This is a genomic window from Pigmentibacter sp. JX0631, from assembly GCF_029873255.1.
In the GTDB taxonomy this organism is placed as follows: Bacteria; Bdellovibrionota_B; Oligoflexia; order Silvanigrellales; family Silvanigrellaceae; genus Silvanigrella.
The window spans coordinates 236,313-254,003 of sequence record NZ_CP123622.1 but is presented as its reverse complement, the minus strand read 5'-3'; the positions used below and the strand labels follow the sequence as shown (position 1 = coordinate 254,003).

13 protein-coding genes are annotated in these 17,691 nt (G+C 31.2%); 5 read left to right on the top strand and 8 right to left on the bottom strand.

The window, feature by feature from the left end:
* Positions 1-21: 21 nt before the first annotated feature.
* The 5 genes from QEJ31_RS01035 to QEJ31_RS01015 form a co-directional block, all read right to left on the bottom strand.
* Complete coding sequence (locus QEJ31_RS01035) at positions 22-1,641, bottom strand: hypothetical protein (protein ID WP_280591929.1); 1,620 nt, start codon at positions 1,639-1,641, stop codon at positions 22-24.
* Between the two features lie 148 nt (positions 1,642-1,789).
* Complete coding sequence (locus QEJ31_RS01030) at positions 1,790-3,178, bottom strand: O-antigen ligase family protein (protein WP_280591928.1); 1,389 nt, start codon at positions 3,176-3,178, stop codon at positions 1,790-1,792.
* Between the two features lie 203 nt (positions 3,179-3,381).
* Positions 3,382-4,389, bottom strand: a complete 1,008-nt coding sequence (locus QEJ31_RS01025) for a C1 family peptidase (RefSeq protein WP_280591927.1) — start codon at positions 4,387-4,389, stop codon at positions 3,382-3,384.
* Between the two features lie 222 nt (positions 4,390-4,611).
* A complete protein-coding gene (locus tag QEJ31_RS01020; protein ID WP_280591926.1) occupies positions 4,612-6,435 on the bottom strand; it encodes an acyl-CoA dehydrogenase in 1,824 nt (607 codons plus the stop codon).
* 60 nt (positions 6,436-6,495) lie between these two features.
* Positions 6,496-8,058 carry a hypothetical protein gene (locus QEJ31_RS01015; RefSeq protein ID WP_280591925.1) on the bottom strand — a complete coding sequence of 521 codons (1,563 nt, stop codon included), beginning with the start codon at positions 8,056-8,058 and terminating at the stop codon, positions 6,496-6,498.
* Positions 8,059-8,250: 192 nt separating this feature from the next.
* Here QEJ31_RS01015 and QEJ31_RS01010 point away from each other — a divergent pair, with 192 nt between their 5' ends.
* On the top strand, positions 8,251-8,922 hold the full coding sequence (locus QEJ31_RS01010) for a DUF374 domain-containing protein (RefSeq protein ID WP_280591924.1): 672 nt from the start codon (positions 8,251-8,253) through the stop codon (positions 8,920-8,922).
* A gap of 2 nt (positions 8,923-8,924) precedes the next feature.
* On the opposite strand, the gene QEJ31_RS01005 is transcribed toward QEJ31_RS01010, so the two are convergent.
* From QEJ31_RS01005 to QEJ31_RS00995, 3 genes are all read right to left on the bottom strand, one after another.
* Positions 8,925-11,027 carry a hypothetical protein gene (locus QEJ31_RS01005; protein ID WP_280591923.1) on the bottom strand — a complete coding sequence of 701 codons (2,103 nt, stop codon included), beginning with the start codon at positions 11,025-11,027 and terminating at the stop codon, positions 8,925-8,927.
* 212 nt (positions 11,028-11,239) lie between these two features.
* Positions 11,240-12,718, bottom strand: coding sequence for a M20/M25/M40 family metallo-hydrolase (locus tag QEJ31_RS01000; RefSeq protein ID WP_280591922.1), 1,479 nt, complete (start codon positions 12,716-12,718; stop codon positions 11,240-11,242).
* A gap of 35 nt (positions 12,719-12,753) precedes the next feature.
* Complete coding sequence (locus QEJ31_RS00995) at positions 12,754-13,140, bottom strand: J domain-containing protein (RefSeq protein WP_280591921.1); 387 nt, start codon at positions 13,138-13,140, stop codon at positions 12,754-12,756.
* Between the two features lie 117 nt (positions 13,141-13,257).
* Here QEJ31_RS00995 and ccsA point away from each other — a divergent pair, with 117 nt between their 5' ends.
* Genes ccsA through QEJ31_RS00975 form a run of 4 tightly spaced genes read left to right on the top strand, consistent with a single transcriptional unit; the run spans position 13,258 to position 17,687 of the window.
* Positions 13,258-14,109: a cytochrome c biogenesis protein CcsA gene (gene ccsA, locus QEJ31_RS00990; protein ID WP_280591920.1), complete on the top strand. Its 852-nt coding sequence runs from the start codon at positions 13,258-13,260 to the stop codon at positions 14,107-14,109.
* A gap of 23 nt (positions 14,110-14,132) precedes the next feature.
* On the top strand, positions 14,133-15,176 hold the full coding sequence (locus QEJ31_RS00985; RefSeq protein ID WP_280591919.1) for an asparaginase: 1,044 nt from the start codon (positions 14,133-14,135) through the stop codon (positions 15,174-15,176).
* A gap of 12 nt (positions 15,177-15,188) precedes the next feature.
* Positions 15,189-16,571, top strand: coding sequence for a glutamyl-tRNA reductase (gene hemA / locus QEJ31_RS00980; RefSeq protein WP_280591918.1), 1,383 nt, complete (start codon positions 15,189-15,191; stop codon positions 16,569-16,571).
* Between the two features lie 27 nt (positions 16,572-16,598).
* Positions 16,599-17,687, top strand: coding sequence for a hypothetical protein (locus QEJ31_RS00975; RefSeq protein WP_280591917.1), 1,089 nt, complete (start codon positions 16,599-16,601; stop codon positions 17,685-17,687).
* Positions 17,688-17,691: the final 4 nt, after the last annotated feature.

Sequence of the window (17,691 nt, the reverse complement as noted above, 5' to 3'; positions counted from 1 at the left end):
CCCCTTCTTGAAAATTCAGAATCAATATCTGTGCCATTTATAAGTATTTGGAATACAAGGCTGTCTGCAATTTTCAGGAGCTTCACCGCCCCTATCGTCAGCAGACCATGCTACCAAGCTGCGAATAATGTTTTCTAATGGAACTTTTCTTTGTGCTGCGTATGGAGAATATGCTCCCCATTCATTGAATGGACGGGTTGGGTTTTCTTGCCATTTATAAATGTTATAGTTGTAAGACTCAGTTGTATTTCCGGGTACTAATCCAGTCGATACATCGGCTGTTGCTGTTGGTGTCCAAATGAAATCGGGATGCGCATTTTGGTACCATTCCCCGCCAATAATTCTATCACTAGAATCCAACTCAAGGTCGTAATAATATTCAACGGAAATAACATTATCTCTTGATTCATTGTCTTTTTGTGCCGTACTAGGACCTGTTTCTGCAATATACTCTATTCTTGTTTTAACTCCGACAACTTTTGCAGCTCTGTTAGAGCGATATTTTCTAAATTTGTCATTGGTAAATTGCTGAATTGGAATAGCTGCATCTTTTGCATTATAGGCAACTCTGCCTGTTTGTGGGTTAAAATAAACATACGAGTAGCCTAATATTGGCTGATTCCATACTTGGAAATCATAAGTCGCATCAAATACAAAACTTCTATTATTTAGTCCCATTTGGTTAATTAAAGTAAGGTGGAATGTTCCAGGGTTGGTATCAAAACATTCTTGACTAAGAATGCGTCCATTTGCATCAGTTTGTGGATCTTTTTGATTGCAACGACCACCGATAAATTTTGTCGGATAACTTAAATTTGCCCAGAGTAATGAAGACAAGGCTTTTATATCGGATGGGTAGAAAGTTATTTCGACTCCGCTTGTATTTGTTAACTTAACACTTCTTGCTGGTCTATTATACATGTAAGCAGCAGGTGCCCAGCCATGACAAATTCCTTCCCAACCTTCAAATGATCCATAACTTGTTACTTCTCCAAGAATTGCGCGAGTTAAAGAATAATTTTGATCATTAACGAGCAGGTCATATTTTTCAGCGGGAGATAAATTATTTATTCTTCCTTCTTGAACCAAGCTGCTAGCTGGTTTTTGATTTAAGATGTAGTCTTCGTACGCTCTGATATCAGAAACGGCTCCTAAACGTTCTGCGTATCTACTTGTTACTGAACCTTGCGAAAGAGGCCAGTAGCTTCCTGACCAAGGTTGGAAAGATAAGCGGAATGTTGAAACATTCTTGCTATCTATTGTTTTAATATTATCAATAAAGGAACTAGGATTCTCAACTAAGTATTTTGGATTATCATTTCCTAAATATTCAGCAAATGGTGTGAATCTCCGTGTATTTTTATAAGCATTTTTCATGAGTTTTTCACGAATTTTGTCTTTTTTAGATAAGTACTCTTTTGTTTTTTGATCATTACTTGAAAATTGACTTTCAGGAATTACTTCATTAGAAGAACTTTTCTTTTGTGGTATTGTATCCATAATTTTTTTAGGATTTTTATTAAATTCATTTAAAAAAGCAGTTACATCTGTTTGAATTGATTGTGGGTTGGCGAAGGCAACAGAAGAAAGACATAAAGCAATGGCAATAGGAAATTTTCGAAAATTTTTGCTATAATCCATAAGCAAATCCCCTACTAATAGATATTATATAGTAATTATGTGAATATAAATAAATTTGAAATGCCGACACTTCGAGTGCGAAACTAATCTGTTAATTTAATTATGTCAATATAAATTATTTAAATTATTAAAAATAAAAATGGTGTGATTATATGGTATTTTTTTCTTTGAAAGATATATGCCAAATTATTACATAAATTATTGAAGTATAAATATAAACTACTGAAGAATCAAAAAATACATTTTGTGTTAGGGCATGAATTAAATTTGCTATAAACATACTTAAATAACAAAAAATTAAAAAATTCATTTCTTTGAAATGTTTATTTATTTTGTTTTTTATAGTTTTATATAAAAATACAAGAATTGTTGTAATCCAAAATAAGGCTAATAGCCCACCACTTGCTAAAATTTCTAAATAGTTGTTATGAGCGTTATATTTTTCAGGTAAATTTTCATAGCCCATTTTATTGTAGTAGTTTTCTCTAACACCGTCTTTCAACCAATAATTACCATGACCAACGATGGGTTTATCTAAAAACATTTGCCAATAAACTTTCCAAAAATATTGCCTGTAATTACCATTATCAAGAGTTTGTGTTTCTGAGATAGAATTTGTTGTAAATAATATTCTTTCCATTAAACCAGACTTTTTTAAAAAAAATAGACTTGTAACCCCTAGAGTTAAAATTGTAAGAATTGTTAAGAATGGTTTTCTTCTTATACCTAACAGAAGTGGTATTGAAATAAGTAAAAATACACAAACAATTCCGGCTGTTCTTCCAGAACTTAAGATAACAATTATAAAATTGCAAAGTGAGATGATAACTAAAGCAAGCTTGTGAATATTTTTATTTTTAAAAATGAAGAGATTATCAAACTTATAAATATGATTTTTAGTTATTGATAACCATAATAAACTCCAACAAAAAATTGAGTATGCTAATCCCGCACCTGCAATTGTTAAAGGATGTCCATAAAATCCATTAACTCTATACTTTCCATTATCAAGGATTTCTGTTGCTTCAAGATATTTTCCTTTAAAGGAATGGAAGTCCAGACCTACATTGTATTGGTATATGAGAGCAAGGCAAATTAAAATAGAGGCTGGAAATAATCCTGATAAAAAATATTTTAAAGGCGAAATTTCAATTTTTTCTGACTTATTTTGAGAAATTTTTTTGTTATATTTTTTACTAAAAAATAGAAAAATAAATAACAAAATTGATCCTATAAATAAATAAGAAGGAAAATTGCTTTGTAATACACTCGGCCATTTTAAAGAAAGTTGATGTTTATAATTAGGAAACTGTTCAAGTGGAAATATGTAATTAATTATATTCGTAATGGGGAAAATAATATGAATTAGTAATAAACAAATTGCAGTTTTTATAATATGATCAGGAATTATATGTCTGTGTTTGATGAAATAAACTGCAGGAGCTACAATACAAATAATATAAAAGGAAAGACCTTGTAGTGCTATACCTAGGTAAAGAAAGAATGGGAACAAGAAAAAAAGATAATTTATAAACATAATCCATCCTTTTGAAACAAAAAAAACTTTAAAAAATAACTAAAAGTTAATTGAATTCTAGCATTTTAAAAATTTATTGCCTAATATAATGACAATTAATATTAAAACTTATTTCTTTTAAAGCTAATGAGAAGAAAAAGGAAGGTCATGTATTAAAAAGTTCACAAGTGCTTTTTGGGAAACACTTGTGGTATAAAATAGTTTTAATACAAAATAGTTTGATCCATAGTCATCGCGTTAAAGTAATTGTAAGTCATATAGTAGTCACCACTATCACCCATTTCAGTACTCCAAGAATTTCTAATTTTTAATAGTTGTTGATTATCATCATATCCAATGACAATGACTTCATGGCCAGCATTCGTTCTTACACAACGATTTCTTGTATCTTGAGGTTGATAGCATGCCCATAACCCACCTCTGTTTTGAGTTGCTTGGCTACCATCGTTGTTAATCATAGTTGTCCCGAAGTCTGAATTGTAAAGGAAACCAATTAAAACTCTATGTCCAGCAGCCAAAGCTTGTCTTAATGCATTTAAGTCAGCTTTTGTGTTTGTAGTTTGAATTTTATCACTAAAATCTTTATAACTTTGTTTCGTATATTGGTTTATATCAATTGTTTGATTTGGGTTTGGATATTTTGAACCAAAGCAATAATTTTTAGCAGTGATACCATATTTTTTTAAAGGTTGGATAATGTCATTTGCAGTCCAAGCTCCATTCCAGTAATTATTTCCTAGAGTTTTAGTTAATGCTAATGCACATTGTTGATCTATGTAGTCACCAATTGCAAATCTAGCATCTAAAGCAGCTGTTGAAGAAAATGTAACACAAGTTCCATAACGGCCTTGATCTAAAACTGGTACATTTGCCATTTTTAAATCAACAGCATTTGCTGATTGTGAAAATCTGACTATTCCTTGTCTATAATCTTTTTCTCCCCCACGGAAAAGCATAAAATAATTAGCATAATTTATTTTTTCCTCCATTTTTGGTGTTATTTCCACATTCATAAATGTTATTTCTTTTTTATTATCAAAGTTGAAGATAGGATTAAATCCTCCTTGAGGATCATTTTTTTCTACATTTAAAGTAACATATCCATTAATATTTGCATAATCAGTGATTATTGATCCTGATTGAGCTTGTGCAATGAGCGGTAATAAGTTAAAAATACTTAAAATAGAAACAATTTTTCCTGGAAAACGCATAATTTTCTCCTTCTATTTAGCGTTAGTGGAAACTTAAATATTTGGATTTTTATTTCGTCTTGATCTTTAGGAATTGAAGGTAGTAGTAGGAAAAATAATTCCTATTTGTAAATTGAAAAATAATTTTATAGGAATTTTTTGTTGCAATTGAAAAAGGTTTTATTATTTAAAATAATAAAACCCAATTTATTAATGGAAACTAAAAAATTAAAGATAGTAAAATTAGAAATCAAATTCCAAACAAGAAATATCGTCAGAAAAAACATTTGCTAAAAAAGCTTTAGCTTCTGGTAATACATGATTAGCAAAGAATTTCGCAGTTTTAATTTTGTTACTATAGAATTTTTTATCATTTGCAGAAAGCTTATTGTTTTTTAATGAATTTTGAGAAATTACAGCTTGTTCTAATAAAAGCCCACTGATTATTGTGTGACCAAATGCCATCATAAAAGGATAAGCATTTAAGACAGCAGCATGTTTATTGCCTTTTTTAGCTAATTCACTCATGTGCATAGCAGCTTTTCCAATTTTATTAACGTAATCTCCAAGTATTTGTGTTTCTTTAGCTATTTCTGAATTTTCTTTGTTAGTTTCTATAAAAGTTACATGTCTCTGGAGCCATTTCATAAAAATTGCCCCATCTTCCATTCGCATTTTCCTACCAACAAGATCTAGTGCCTGTATACCATTTGTGCCTTCATATATGGAAGTTATTTTAGAATCTCTAAGCAATTGCTCAACTGGATAATCTTTTGTAAACCCATAACCACCATAAGTTTGAATAGATTGGATAATCGATTGGAATCCCATATCAGTACACCAAGACTTCATAATAGGAGTGAGTAATTCTAAAAAACCATGAGCTATTTTCTTATCTTTTTCATTTAAAGCGTGTTGTGATTCATCATGCATGAGAGCGGCTGTGTAACAAAGTGCACGCATACCTTCAACTAAACTTCTTTGTCTTAAAAGCATTCTTTTTACATCAGGATGATTTACTATTGCAATTCGTGGTGGGTTTTCATTCCCTTTTTTTACGGCAATATCAACTCCTTGGATTCTTTCTTTGGCATAGTTTTCTGCATTTAAAAATGCAACAGATGCTTGTCCTAATCCTTGTAAACCAACGCCAATTCTTGCTTCATTCATCATGAGAAACATGTAATTAATTCCTTGATTTTCTTTTCCAATGAGAAAACCTTGGCATTGCTCTTTATCTCCAAATCCCATGAGACATGTGGAATTTCCATGAATTCCCATTTTTTCTTCTAAAGAAATGCAATAAACATCATTTTTTCCAGTTACTTTACCTGTATCTTTATCAAAACGAAATTTTGGAACTAAAAATAGGCTAACCCCTTCAATTCCACTTGGAGCTCCTTCAATTCTTGCTAAAACTAAATGAAGAATGTTTTCAGTGAAATCATTTTCACCGCCAGAAATCCATTGTTTCACACCTTTAATTGAAAAAGTGCCATCTTTGTTTCTTTTTGCGGTTGATCGTAAATCTCCGACCGCACTCCCGGCTGATGGTTCTGTTAAGCACATTGTTCCTGTCCAAAACCCTTCTGCAATTTTAGGTATGCAGGTTTTTCTCATCCAATCTTCACCAAAGTGGTAAATCACATGCGAAGCTGATCGGGTTAAACCTGGATACATTGTAAAAGCTTGATTCGCACTAGAAAAAATTTCCATAAACACTGATGCAACAATACCAGGGGCTTGAATACCTCCCGCTTCTTCTGAATCAGCAAGGGTGAGGAAGCCATTTTCAACAAATTGTTTATATGCTTCTTTAGTTCCAGGTGGTGTTGTTACTTCTTTTGTTTCTTTATTATGAGTACAGCCTATCCTATCCCCAACCTTATTCAAGGGTCCTAAGTTTTGATTACATAAAGTGATAGCAGATGTTAGCATTTCACCAACTGAATCTATTGAATGATCTGAATAATATGGGATATCAAATAATTTTTGTATTTTAAGATATTCAAACAGGACAAATTCAATTTCTCTTCTGTCAATCATAAAGGAACTTGTAGCGGCCATTAGTGACATCTCCTAAGAAAAAGCTAAATCATTAAAAATTCAAAAAGGAAAACCTCTAGATTAATTTGAATCTTTTTCAGTTGCAAGCCACTTTTCATCAGAGTCATCTAAAATAATTGAAGCAAACTGTGATGAATATTCAGAATCAGATTTTAACGAAGCAAAATCTGAATCAAATCGGGCAAGTTCAACTAATTTTTTATCTTCTATAAGCGCAAGTTTCAAGTTTTGCAAAGCTTCACTTTTTTTCCCAAGTAAGGCGAGCATACAAGCTTTATTGTAGATGTAAATAGCAGTATTTGGCTTTATTTTAAGAGCAGTTTCAAAATCATTTAAAGCATTCAAGTAGTCTGTTTTTTTGTAGTATGAAATTCCTCTTTCAGCAAAAATATCATCTTTTGATTGATCTAGTGCAATAGCTTTACTAAACATGTCGATTGAATCATCATAACGTTTTTGATTTCTAAATATTTCACCAAAAACTGTATACGATAAAGAAAAATTTGGTTGTTCTTTAATTAAATACTTCAGAGCATTCTCTACAATGTGGAGGGCGTTTTGTTTTTTGTACTCCGTAACAAGAGAAACAAAGAACTGTTTATTTTCAAAAGCAGTTTCAGCCGAGTAAACAGCGGCGGTAGATGCATCAGTGTAATTTTTATTTCTAAAGTGAGCCATTGAAATGTGAGCGTAGACTAAAGAAAAAGCAGTTTTATTAATATAATTATGTTTACTTAATGTAGTTAAAAGTTTGTTTAAATTATCTAGAGACATTTTATACTTGTTTTGCAAGCTGTATTGCATAACGGCTAATTGTAATCTTGATTCAATATCATTTCCTAAAGCAATAGCTTTTTCAAAGGATAATGTAGCCATTTCAAAATTTTTAAGCATGAGAAATGACAAGGCGGTTTTATGCCAAAGCCATCTATCGGGATAAATTTCAGAAAATTCTTTTAGCATATTTGCTGAAATTTCGGGCTGATAAAGCTTTGAAAAAGCTAAAGCAACTGATTGAGAAATATCATCAGTTGAGGCGCCATTTTGAAGTGCAAGTTTAGCGTTTTCGATTGCTTCAGCAGGTTTCTTTTCAGCAAATAATCTAGCTTTTTCAATGTAAGAATCTAAATGGTTTGGATATTGATTAAGAGTTTCAAGATAAAGCTGTTCAGCGGCTTTTGCCTGGCCTGAATAATATAGAATATCTGCTTTGGCAAACAAAACTTTTGGTCTAGTAGGGGCTAATTCATAGGCTTCTGTAACTAATTCAACACTTTTTTGTAATTCATAAGGATGTCTTAATCCTTGTGAAACTTGAATTTGGATAAGTTTTGATAAATCAATATACGCATCTATGTCATTTGGATTTAGTCTGATGCATTCTATCAATAATTTTTCAGCTTTAATTTGTTCGCCAGGTAGAGCATTAATTAATATTGCTTTTGCTTCTTTAAATAATTTCTTAGCAATTTCTGCTTCATTTTTCTGCTGCTTTTTATTAACGGAATTATTTAAACTTGTAAGTTTTTGTAAATTATCATCACCTAAGCTATTAGCGTAAGTTAACAACTCCATATTGATACTATTACATAATATACTTAAAGAAATGATCTTTTTAAGCAAATAAATTCCTTCCGCGGTATCAGAGAAAGTCTTAAGTCACCTTCTCCCTATCTTGCCTATCGACTTATTTGATGAATTATTAAGTTTTGTGTTATTAGGATTAGTGTGTTGAAATTATTGAAATTTTAATGCTTTGATCATATTGGTTTAAAATTTCCTATAGATTATAAATTCACTGTATAGAGAGTTTAAATGCTTAGAAACATTGCTTTTATTATTGGCTACTACTTTTATTTGCTACTGGTTAAAACCTGTAAAATTCGCTTGGTAGGATTTAATGAGGTTGAAGAATATTGGCGTCAGAAAAAAAATATAGTTTTTTGTTGCCCACATAACGCGATATTAGCTTGTTTTATTGGGGTTGATTCGGTGCACAGACCTAATGTCGTTTTAATTTCTAGTTTGAGTCAAGATGGTGAACTAGTAGCTAAATTACTGATTAAAAGAAGATTTGAAATGATAAGGGGGTCTTCTAGTCGGGGAGCAAAAAAAGCATTGCTTGAATTACAAAAAGCGGCAAAACTTGGAAAAAGTGTTGGTATTGCTTTTGATGGTCCTAAAGGTCCCCCTTTTGTCCCAAAACGGGGAATTGTTGCTTGTGCGAGAGTAGTTGATGGCCCAATTTTTTTTATTCATGCGCATGTAACTGGCAGTAGGATATGGGGTTTAAAAAAAGAATTAAGAGTTAATTCTTGGGATAGATTTTTAATCCCTCTTCCTTTTTCAAAAGTATCTGTTCATTTTGAAAAAATTCCCGATAAGTCTGAAATGAATTTTACGGATGATGAACAATATGAAAAATTTGTTCTAAAAAAAGTAGAAGAAAGAACTACAGAATTATATAAGCATATTTATAAAAAATAATTTTATTCAACTCTTTGTATAAATACAATTTGTGCTTCTTTATTTTTTCCGATAACATCATTTATATCTAATATATAAAAGCCTTGATATTGATTATTGATATTAGATCTTTTAAACAGTACAATTTTATCTTTCAATTTTATAGAATAATCTATAAATTGAATATCATTTTTTGGTATTCCAGAAAATAATTCTGAAAGAGATCCTGTGTCAATAATTGAATACTTGATAGGATCTAAAATATCATAATTACCATCTTTCTTTAAAAAATATAGTTCATCACCATTAGATTTTGAAAGTATAAATGCACTAAAAACATTGTTAATGTAGTTTTTTTCAAGGGTTTTTTCTATTGTGTAATTTGCACTATGTCCAGCATAATTTCCATTAATTAAACTGGATGCTTTCAAAATATTTCCATTGTCATCAATAAATCTAATATCCCAAATTCCATTCCAAATATTTCCTATTTGACTAATACTATTTTTAATTTCTCCAAAGGCAAGAAGTTTTTTACCTGAATTAAAAGCATCACTTGGATTACTACTAACCCAATCGCGAGATCCCCAATATTCATAAACAGTACCTACGCCAATATATAATCCGGTTTTATTTGCTAAAAGTCTAAAACTACCTTGAGATTCTGTGAGTATTAAAGTACTATTATTCATTGAACTAAAGGCATTTATAAATTTAATTTTTGTTTTATTTAAGTCTGAAAGAATATTGCACATAGTATATTTAAAATTATTTGAAACATTTCCTGCCTGAATTTTTTGTTCTGAACAGTTTTCATTTATTATGTTATTATTCTCGGTTATTGGTAAAGTCGCAATAGTAATACTTGAACCAAATAAATCACCATCTTTTAGACCAAATTTTGCCCCAAGATTGTCTTTAGATTTTCCACCAACAAGTTCTGAGCATTTATTGCCTTCTAAATCACATTTAAAGACAGATCCTGTTTTATTATTTTCTTGATCTTTTCTCCCTTCAGCACCAATGTAAATATAATTATCAAAGATCATAATGCTAGAGCCAAATCTATCACCGTTTTCAAGATTAATGTCTTGTTTTTTTTGGTTTTTTGCACCAAATAACTCCTGGCAATCTTCTCCTTTAGTATTACAACGGAAAACAGCTCCAATATCTTCAGAATTGATGCCTGATAATAAACTGCTTTTCCTTCCAGGAGCACCGATGAAAATATATTGATTTGTGCCATAAATACTAGAACCAAATTGATCTTTAGAGTTCAAATTTAAATTGTTTGTATTAAATTCTTTACAATTATTTCCTGATATTTCGCAAATAAAAGCTGTTCCTGTTTCCTTATTTCTATTACTTGATCCGGCGTAAATAAATTTTTGTGTTAGGAAAATACTTGAACCAAAATTATCTTTTGGTAAAAATTTGATACCATTATCTTCAATTTTTCCACCAATTAATTCTTTTCCATTTGTTAATGCTATATTGAATTTAAAGATTGCACCAACATCATCATTTTGTCTGATAGAGTTAATGTAACTATCTCTCCCCGAAGAACCAATATAAATACTGTCTTTTGTGGCAAAAATACTGGCCCCGAAACGGTCATTTGATACTAGATTAATTGAGCTTAAATTAATTAATTCACAAATTTTTCCAAGTAAATCGCATTTATATATTGCTCCATTTGTTGATTTAGGATCGTGTTTAGAATTTTGATCATAACCAGGTTTAAACATTGCACCAATATAGATAAAGCTTTGATTTGCAGCTATACCGGAAGCAAAGTGTTCCCCTTTTAATAAACTAATTACTTCATTTGGTTTTTCTAAGTATTGTTGTAAATCTAAATTACCGCCAATATATTCTAAACATTTTGTTCCATCTAATTGGCATCTAAAAACAGCCCCTTTACCTGCTCTTCCCTTAGCGCCAATTAATAAATAATTCTGCATGTCTTGTTTTGGATTCATATCAATAGTGGCAACTGAAAAATTTGAAGAATTGCTATCAATGTTTGATTGTCCACTTTTCAAAGAGCAGCCATATAAAGTAACTACTCCAATGCATGCTGATAAATTTACTTTACCAAGCAGTTTTTTAGGGACATAAAACATGGTTCCTCCGAGGAAGAAAAATCAATACATTTTATGTTCGGAAGTTTATATATAAAACTTAAGCAATTTAAATTAATAAATAAAAAGTAATTATTTATGATAACTTAAAATCCTTTTTTTCTTGATTTTCACAAATTAATTAAATTTTTTAAAGAAGAGGATTGCTAGTAACTAAATTTTGTAAGATTTTATGTGTGTTTTTGAATATTTTTTTATGCCCTCTTGTATTTCGCTAAATCCGCTAACATATAAATTTGACCTTGTATTGATTTTTGGAAATCACTAAGTAACAAACTCTCATTTTCTGAGTGTGCATTCGTGTAAGGATCTTCAACTCCAACCAATATTGCAGGAATACCGCCAAATGCTTCTGTTAAGGGCTGAACAAAAGGAATGCTCGCACCACAACCTATGAATTGTGTTGTATGTTTGTATGCTTTTTCTAATGAACGCGCTGCAATTTGATAAACATCTTCATTTGGATTAGCAATTGCCCACCAATTACTCGCAGATTCTGGAGTTACTTTTAACCGAAACCCAGGAGGACATACATTTTCAATATGTTTAGTTAATTTTAGGAGAATATCTTCAGGATTCATATTTGGCACAATTCTAATAGAAACACGAGCCCATGCGGAGTCTTGAATAATATTACTTACTAATTTTTTAGAGCCACTTTGAATTGCATTAATACTTAAAGATGGGTATCTCCATAATTTTTCTGCAAAGTCAGATTCTTTTGCAGTAAAGGGAAGTCCATTCAATAAGCCTGTAGCACCGCGTGCGATATTTTCCATTTTTAATTTTGCAAAATTTTCTTTTTCAAATTCAGTTAAAAGTTTTAGTTCATCTAAAATACCTTTAACTTTGATGTTACCTTTTTCATCCATTAGTGAAGAAAGAATTTGTGTCAAAGCAAAAACAGGATCAGGTAGAATTCCACCCCATAATCCTGAGTGGACAGGATGATCTAAAGCTGAAACTTCAATATCTACTGCTACAAGACCTCTTAAAGCTGTAGTAATACTTGGAATTCCAGAATCAACATTCGCACAATCTGTAACGATAATGCTATCCGCTTTTAATTTTTCTTTGTGCAAACGAACAAATTGTCCTAGATTGTTACTCCCTATTTCTTCTTCTCCCTCAATAATAACTTTTACATTTACAGGGAGTTCGCCCATCGTTTTTAAATAAGCGGAAATAGCAGCTGTGTGTGCAATAATACCAGCCTTATCGTCAGCAGTACCTCTTCCAAAAAGTCGTCCATTTCTTTCTGTAGGAATAAAAGGATTCGAATTCCATTTTTCTTCACGCCCCGGAGGTTGAACATCGTGGTGAGCATAAAGCAATAAAGTTGGTGTATCAGGCTTATGTAACCATTCGGCGTAAACATAAGGGTGAACATCATTGCTTAATTGTAAAATTTCAACATTTTCTAGACCAGCTGTTTGAAGGCATTCTGCTGTTGCTTCAGCGCTTAGCTTAACATCATGAGGATCAAATCCTTGCAAACTTACACTTGGTATTTTTACGAGTTTTTTTAATTCTTCATATTCTTTAGCTATATTTTTTTCACTATATTCAATTGCTTTTATAGTTGAAGCACTAGGTGCCGTTATGAAAAGTGGTTCACCTTTTTCATTTTTACAGCCACAATTTTGGGAATGGATGTGAGGATTATTTGTCATTTTTTAAATCCTTTTTAATGAGACTAAGAATTTTTTTATATATTTTTTTTTAATATTTGCCAAGCATCATTTAAATATTTCATTGCTTCAGGATTAATATGGTTATTTTTATCGGGATGCAAAATTTGAGCTAATAATAAATATTTATCTTTGATTTCTTTTAAATTAACAGGCTCTTGTAAATGTAAAATAGATAAAGCCCATTTTTTACTTCCGCGAGAATATTTTTCAGCATTAAGTAAACAGTTATCAAAGTCATATGTTTCATTAGTTGTTGTATTTTTTAGAAGATTTTGGATATTTAAAAGCAGATCTTTTTTCCTTGCAAGTCTTTCTTGTTTTGCTAATTTTTTTTGCTGCTTTAAATCTGCCTCTTGCTTTTTGGTTTGAAAAGAGTCATCGTCAATAAAATCAATATCCATATTGGAAAAGTCCATCCACTGTTATATGTATTTCTAGATCTGAATACCTTTAAGCTTTTTGAATTTGTTCAGCAAATTGGAAAAGTCCAAACTACTTAAAAGGATATCATTAATAATATGCAACGTCTGATATTTCAAGACAACTTAATGAATAACATATTTCTATTAGAGGCTATTTCTCGCATCTCAATGAGTGTGTTATTTGGTTTAGCATTATTAGGCTTTGGTTATACACTCAGTTTAAAAGCGCGTCAGAAAAAACATTATGAAAAATTTCATTATGTGGCGCGTATTTTTTTTATTTTAGGCAGCGTATTTACAGTAATATATTCAACCTTAGAATTTATATTACCAATAAATACAATCACCACTCAAGTTTATACTTCAATTTGTTTAGTCCTTTCTATTGCTGTAATTATAGTTGATAGAGGAAAAGAAGGACTCCCAGCATTTTCTTTTTTAGTTGGTGCATTAATTTTTCTTATGACAACACTAACCCCATTTTTAGATCCAAAACCCTTGTATAGAGCGGAATCTACTGATTGGTTGGTATATTTTCATATAGGAACAGCATCGCTAGGAGAAGCTATTTTTGTGGCTGCATTTTGTGCTTCTTTATTATATTTAAGGGAATATCGAAAACTTAAACAACGAAAAATAGATAAAAATCCTTCTGCCGCAAGTCTTTCTGGTTTAGAAAAATTGATGGAACGGTCTTCTCTGATTGGTCTTACTTTCATAACTGTAAGTTTATTCTCAGGTCTGGCCTTGATTTTCATCGGTAAAGAATCTGTTCAAGTTGGTTTAATCAAAATTTTATGGGCTTTTTTAGTTTGGGGATGGTATGTCATGACCATCTTTGGACGCAGTCGTTGGGGATGGCGTGGGAGAAAAGGTGCTAAACTGGCAATTTTTGGCATGATCCTGCTTATTTTGGGATTATTTGGTACAATTTGGCAGTACTTTTGAATTAAGAAAGTTAGTAGTTATTTATGAGAAAAAAAGTTTTAATCCTCCATACTGGTGGGACGTTTGCAATGGTTTTAGGAAGTGGCCAAACCGCTGCAAAACAACATTCGTCAAATCTTCGAGAAAATTTGTTACAACAAATTCCCGAATTAGCATCTTTAGCTGATATCGATTTAAAGGTTATTTGTAATATTGATTCATCAGATGTGACAATTGATATTTGGAAACTATTAGCAAAAACAATTTATGAATGTTGGTCTCAATGTGATGGATTTGTCGTTGTGCATGGAACGGATACAATGGCCTGGACTGCATCTGCACTAGCTTTTTTTCTTGGTGGATTAACAAAACCAGTTGTGTTTACAGGAGCGCAACGCCCTCTCACTGCATTACGTAGCGATGCAAGGATGAACATGATCGATGCTGTTGAATTGGCGACTCATGGAATTCCAGAAGTAATGATCTGTTTTGATAGTAAAGTGCATCGTGCGACACGTGCAACTAAATATAGTAATGAACATTTATATGCTTATAAAAGCTATAATTCTCCCATAATTGGCAGTTTTGGGGTAAATATAAAGTTAAGTAAAAAAGTTATAAACTCAATTTTACCAGAGGCAAAACGCCATGCTCCAAGTATAAATTCAGAAATAAATGGAAATATTACTTCATTAATGTGTGTCCCTGGTGCACTGCCATCAATTACTTTTATTGAAGGACTTTTATCTTCCACGGAAGGAATAATTATTCAAGGATTTGGGGCTGGAAATCTTCCCATTGCAGGTAAAATTTGGTTAGAATTATTTGAAAGAGCATTAGATAGACAAATACCAATTGTAATTTCTACTCAGTGTGAATCGGGAAGTGTAGATTTGCAGTTATATGAAAATGGAAGACGATTTGCTGCTTTGGGAGGGATATCTGCTTTAGATATGACATTTGAAGCCGCTAGTGTGAAATTAATGATTATGCTGGGACGAAAAATCCCATTTGAAAAAAGACAATTATTTTTTGCAACACCATTAGCATTTGAATGCCAGAATATAGCTTCTATACAAGGCAATTAAAAGAGGAATGAAATGGTAAATTCACATTTTTTTACCTATTGCGCAGTTCACTATAAATCTTGTCCAGTCGAATTAAGAGAAGCATGGGCAACAATAGGAACTTCACAAAAAATGAACGATGTTTGGAAAGAATTATTTCCTTTTGAGCAAATTGAATTTGTCATAATCAGTACATGCAATCGATATGATGTCTGTTTTTTTGGAAGTGTCTCTGTTCAACAAATTAGCCAAGTTTATTTAAAGCTTTATTCTGATTATTTAATAGAAAAAAAAGAGTTTTTTAAAAATTTATCTTCGAATTATTTAGCAAATTATTTACAGTTTTTTTATGATTTAGATGCTTTGCGCCACTTATTTAAAGTTACAGCAAGTTTAAATTCATTAGTTGTCGGTGAACCACAAATTTTAGGTCAAGTGAAAGAAGCATATTTATTAGCAGTTGAATTAGGATTTGCAAATAATTTAGCAGGGCCCATCTTCAATCGATGTTTTCGAGTTGCCAAAAAAGTGAGAACAGAAACTGAGATAGGTCGTAATGGAATTTCAATAGGTCACGCAGCAATTGATATCATTGCTAGAGTTTTCGATAATATTATCGATAAAAAAATACTAATCATTGGTGCAGGAGAAATGGCTCGAATCACTGCCCAGCATTTACTTTTTTCCAAAGCTAAATATGTTTTTATTGCAAATAGAACTTTTGTTCATGCTGAAAAATTAGCATTGGATTTAGGACAGGCATGGCCTTTGGAACTTGAAAGTGCGCTAGAAAAAATTGATGAATATGATATTTGTATTGCAGCTGCAGGTGGAAGTCAGTTTCTGTTAGAAAAGAAACATCTAAAAAAATACTCAAAAAAGAGATATGGAAAATTATCTGTAATGGTCGATATCAGTGTACCAAGAAAAATTGATCCATCTATTTCAGAAATAGAAAATCTATTTTTATTTAATGTTGATGATCTCGATTCCGTGATGGAAAAAAATAGAGAATCTAGATTATTAGCTGCTAGTCATGCTGAAAAAATAATAGAAAATGAAGTTCAAGATTATATCTTCACAGAAATTCAAAAACAAAATTTAGCAAATGTTGGAAAATTTCATATTTGGGTAAAAAATGTAGTTGATTATGAAGTGAATAGATACTTTAAAGAGCTGAATAACGGTAAAAAAGTAACTCCAAAAATAATTTCTGATGCAATAGCGAAGAAAATGGTTTCAATTCCAGCATTATTAGCTAAGAATAATATAAAGATAGATTCAGAAATTGAAACTGTAGGTGATTTACTAAATTTTCTTTTTAAACTATCTGAACAACCATTACTACCAGGTAATTTTATTAAAGAAGAAAATATTTTAAAATTTCCTGTTAAAAATAAATATCAAGAAAAATAAATTACTAAAGTCAGAAAGATTGTTTTCATGCAACAGGAATTTAAAATCGCAACAAGAAAAAGTCCATTAGCTTTGTGGCAAGCTGAAACTGTGCAGAATTTATTGACCAATTTAGGTGTTACGGTAGAATTGTTACCCTTAACTACGACAGGTGATAAATTACAAAAAACTCAGTTATCAAATATTCAGTTAGAAAAAAGTAATAATCCACATTTAGCAACGGGAAAAGGATTATTTATTAAAGAAATTCAAGAAGCAATTTTAACTAATAATGCACATTTAGCTGTGCATAGTATGAAAGATCTTCCTGTTACCCAAACAAAAGGTCTTTCAGTTGTATCTTTATTACCAAGAGCTGGGAAACATGATGTTTTACTTTTATCGCCTATTATTTTATCGGAAATGGAAAAAATTGATCCATCTTTTTCTTTAGAAAATGAGTCTGATTTTAATAAACTCAAAAGTATATTATTCCAATGTAATTCGTTTTTTAAGTTACCTATTGGCACAACAAGTTCTAGAAGACAAATGCTCTTAAAAAAACATTTGTCACCAAATTTAAATCTTCAGGTTTTAAGAGGTAATGTAGATACTCGTCTAACGAAACTAAACAATAATGAATTTTCAGCGATCATTTTAGCCGAAGCTGGTTTACAGCGATTAAATTTATTTGACAAAAAGAAAATGTTTTTACTTCCCATTTCTTTATTTATCCCAGCTCCAGCACAAGGGGTTGTGGCAGTAGAATTAAAAGATGAGGAAAATAAACTTTTATTCACGAATGTTTTAAAGATATCTCACTCTAGTACAGTTATGCAAGCTGCTCTTGAAAGGTTAACCTTATTTTTATTAGGTGGAGATTGTCACTCAGCTGTTGGTGTATGTTGCGAGAAAGATAAATTATACGTAATCTGTGAAAGAAATGGAAATATACGTGAGGCGGTTATGTTGATTCCTCCTTTATTTCCTTCAATTTTAGAAACATTGTTAAAAGAATCTGATGCTCAATTTTCTAAATTTTTTGAAAAATTATGTCAATCTTTCATTGCTAATGAAGTGAAGCAGTTTTTATTACACAATGACTTTTCAGCAGTTGCTGATTTTTCAGAAAACTAGCGAG

Coding starts and splice junctions, on each gene's coding strand:
- ccsA (WP_280591920.1), top strand. CDS start 13,258: ATGCAACGTCTGATATTTCAAGACAACTTAATGAATAACATATTTCTA.
- QEJ31_RS01005 (WP_280591923.1), bottom strand. CDS start 11,027: ATGTTTTATGTCCCTAAAAAACTGCTTGGTAAAGTAAATTTATCAGCA.
- QEJ31_RS00975 (WP_280591917.1), top strand. CDS start 16,599: ATGCAACAGGAATTTAAAATCGCAACAAGAAAAAGTCCATTAGCTTTG.
- QEJ31_RS01035 (WP_280591929.1), bottom strand. CDS start 1,641: ATGGATTATAGCAAAAATTTTCGAAAATTTCCTATTGCCATTGCTTTA.
- QEJ31_RS01000 (WP_280591922.1), bottom strand. CDS start 12,718: ATGACAAATAATCCTCACATCCATTCCCAAAATTGTGGCTGTAAAAAT.
- QEJ31_RS01010 (WP_280591924.1), top strand. CDS start 8,251: ATGCTTAGAAACATTGCTTTTATTATTGGCTACTACTTTTATTTGCTA.
- QEJ31_RS00995 (WP_280591921.1), bottom strand. CDS start 13,140: ATGGATATTGATTTTATTGACGATGACTCTTTTCAAACCAAAAAGCAA.
- QEJ31_RS01025 (WP_280591927.1), bottom strand. CDS start 4,389: ATGCGTTTTCCAGGAAAAATTGTTTCTATTTTAAGTATTTTTAACTTA.
- QEJ31_RS01030 (WP_280591928.1), bottom strand. CDS start 3,178: ATGTTTATAAATTATCTTTTTTTCTTGTTCCCATTCTTTCTTTACCTA.
- QEJ31_RS01020 (WP_280591926.1), bottom strand. CDS start 6,435: ATGGCCGCTACAAGTTCCTTTATGATTGACAGAAGAGAAATTGAATTT.
- QEJ31_RS00985 (WP_280591919.1), top strand. CDS start 14,133: ATGAGAAAAAAAGTTTTAATCCTCCATACTGGTGGGACGTTTGCAATG.
- hemA (WP_280591918.1), top strand. CDS start 15,189: ATGGTAAATTCACATTTTTTTACCTATTGCGCAGTTCACTATAAATCT.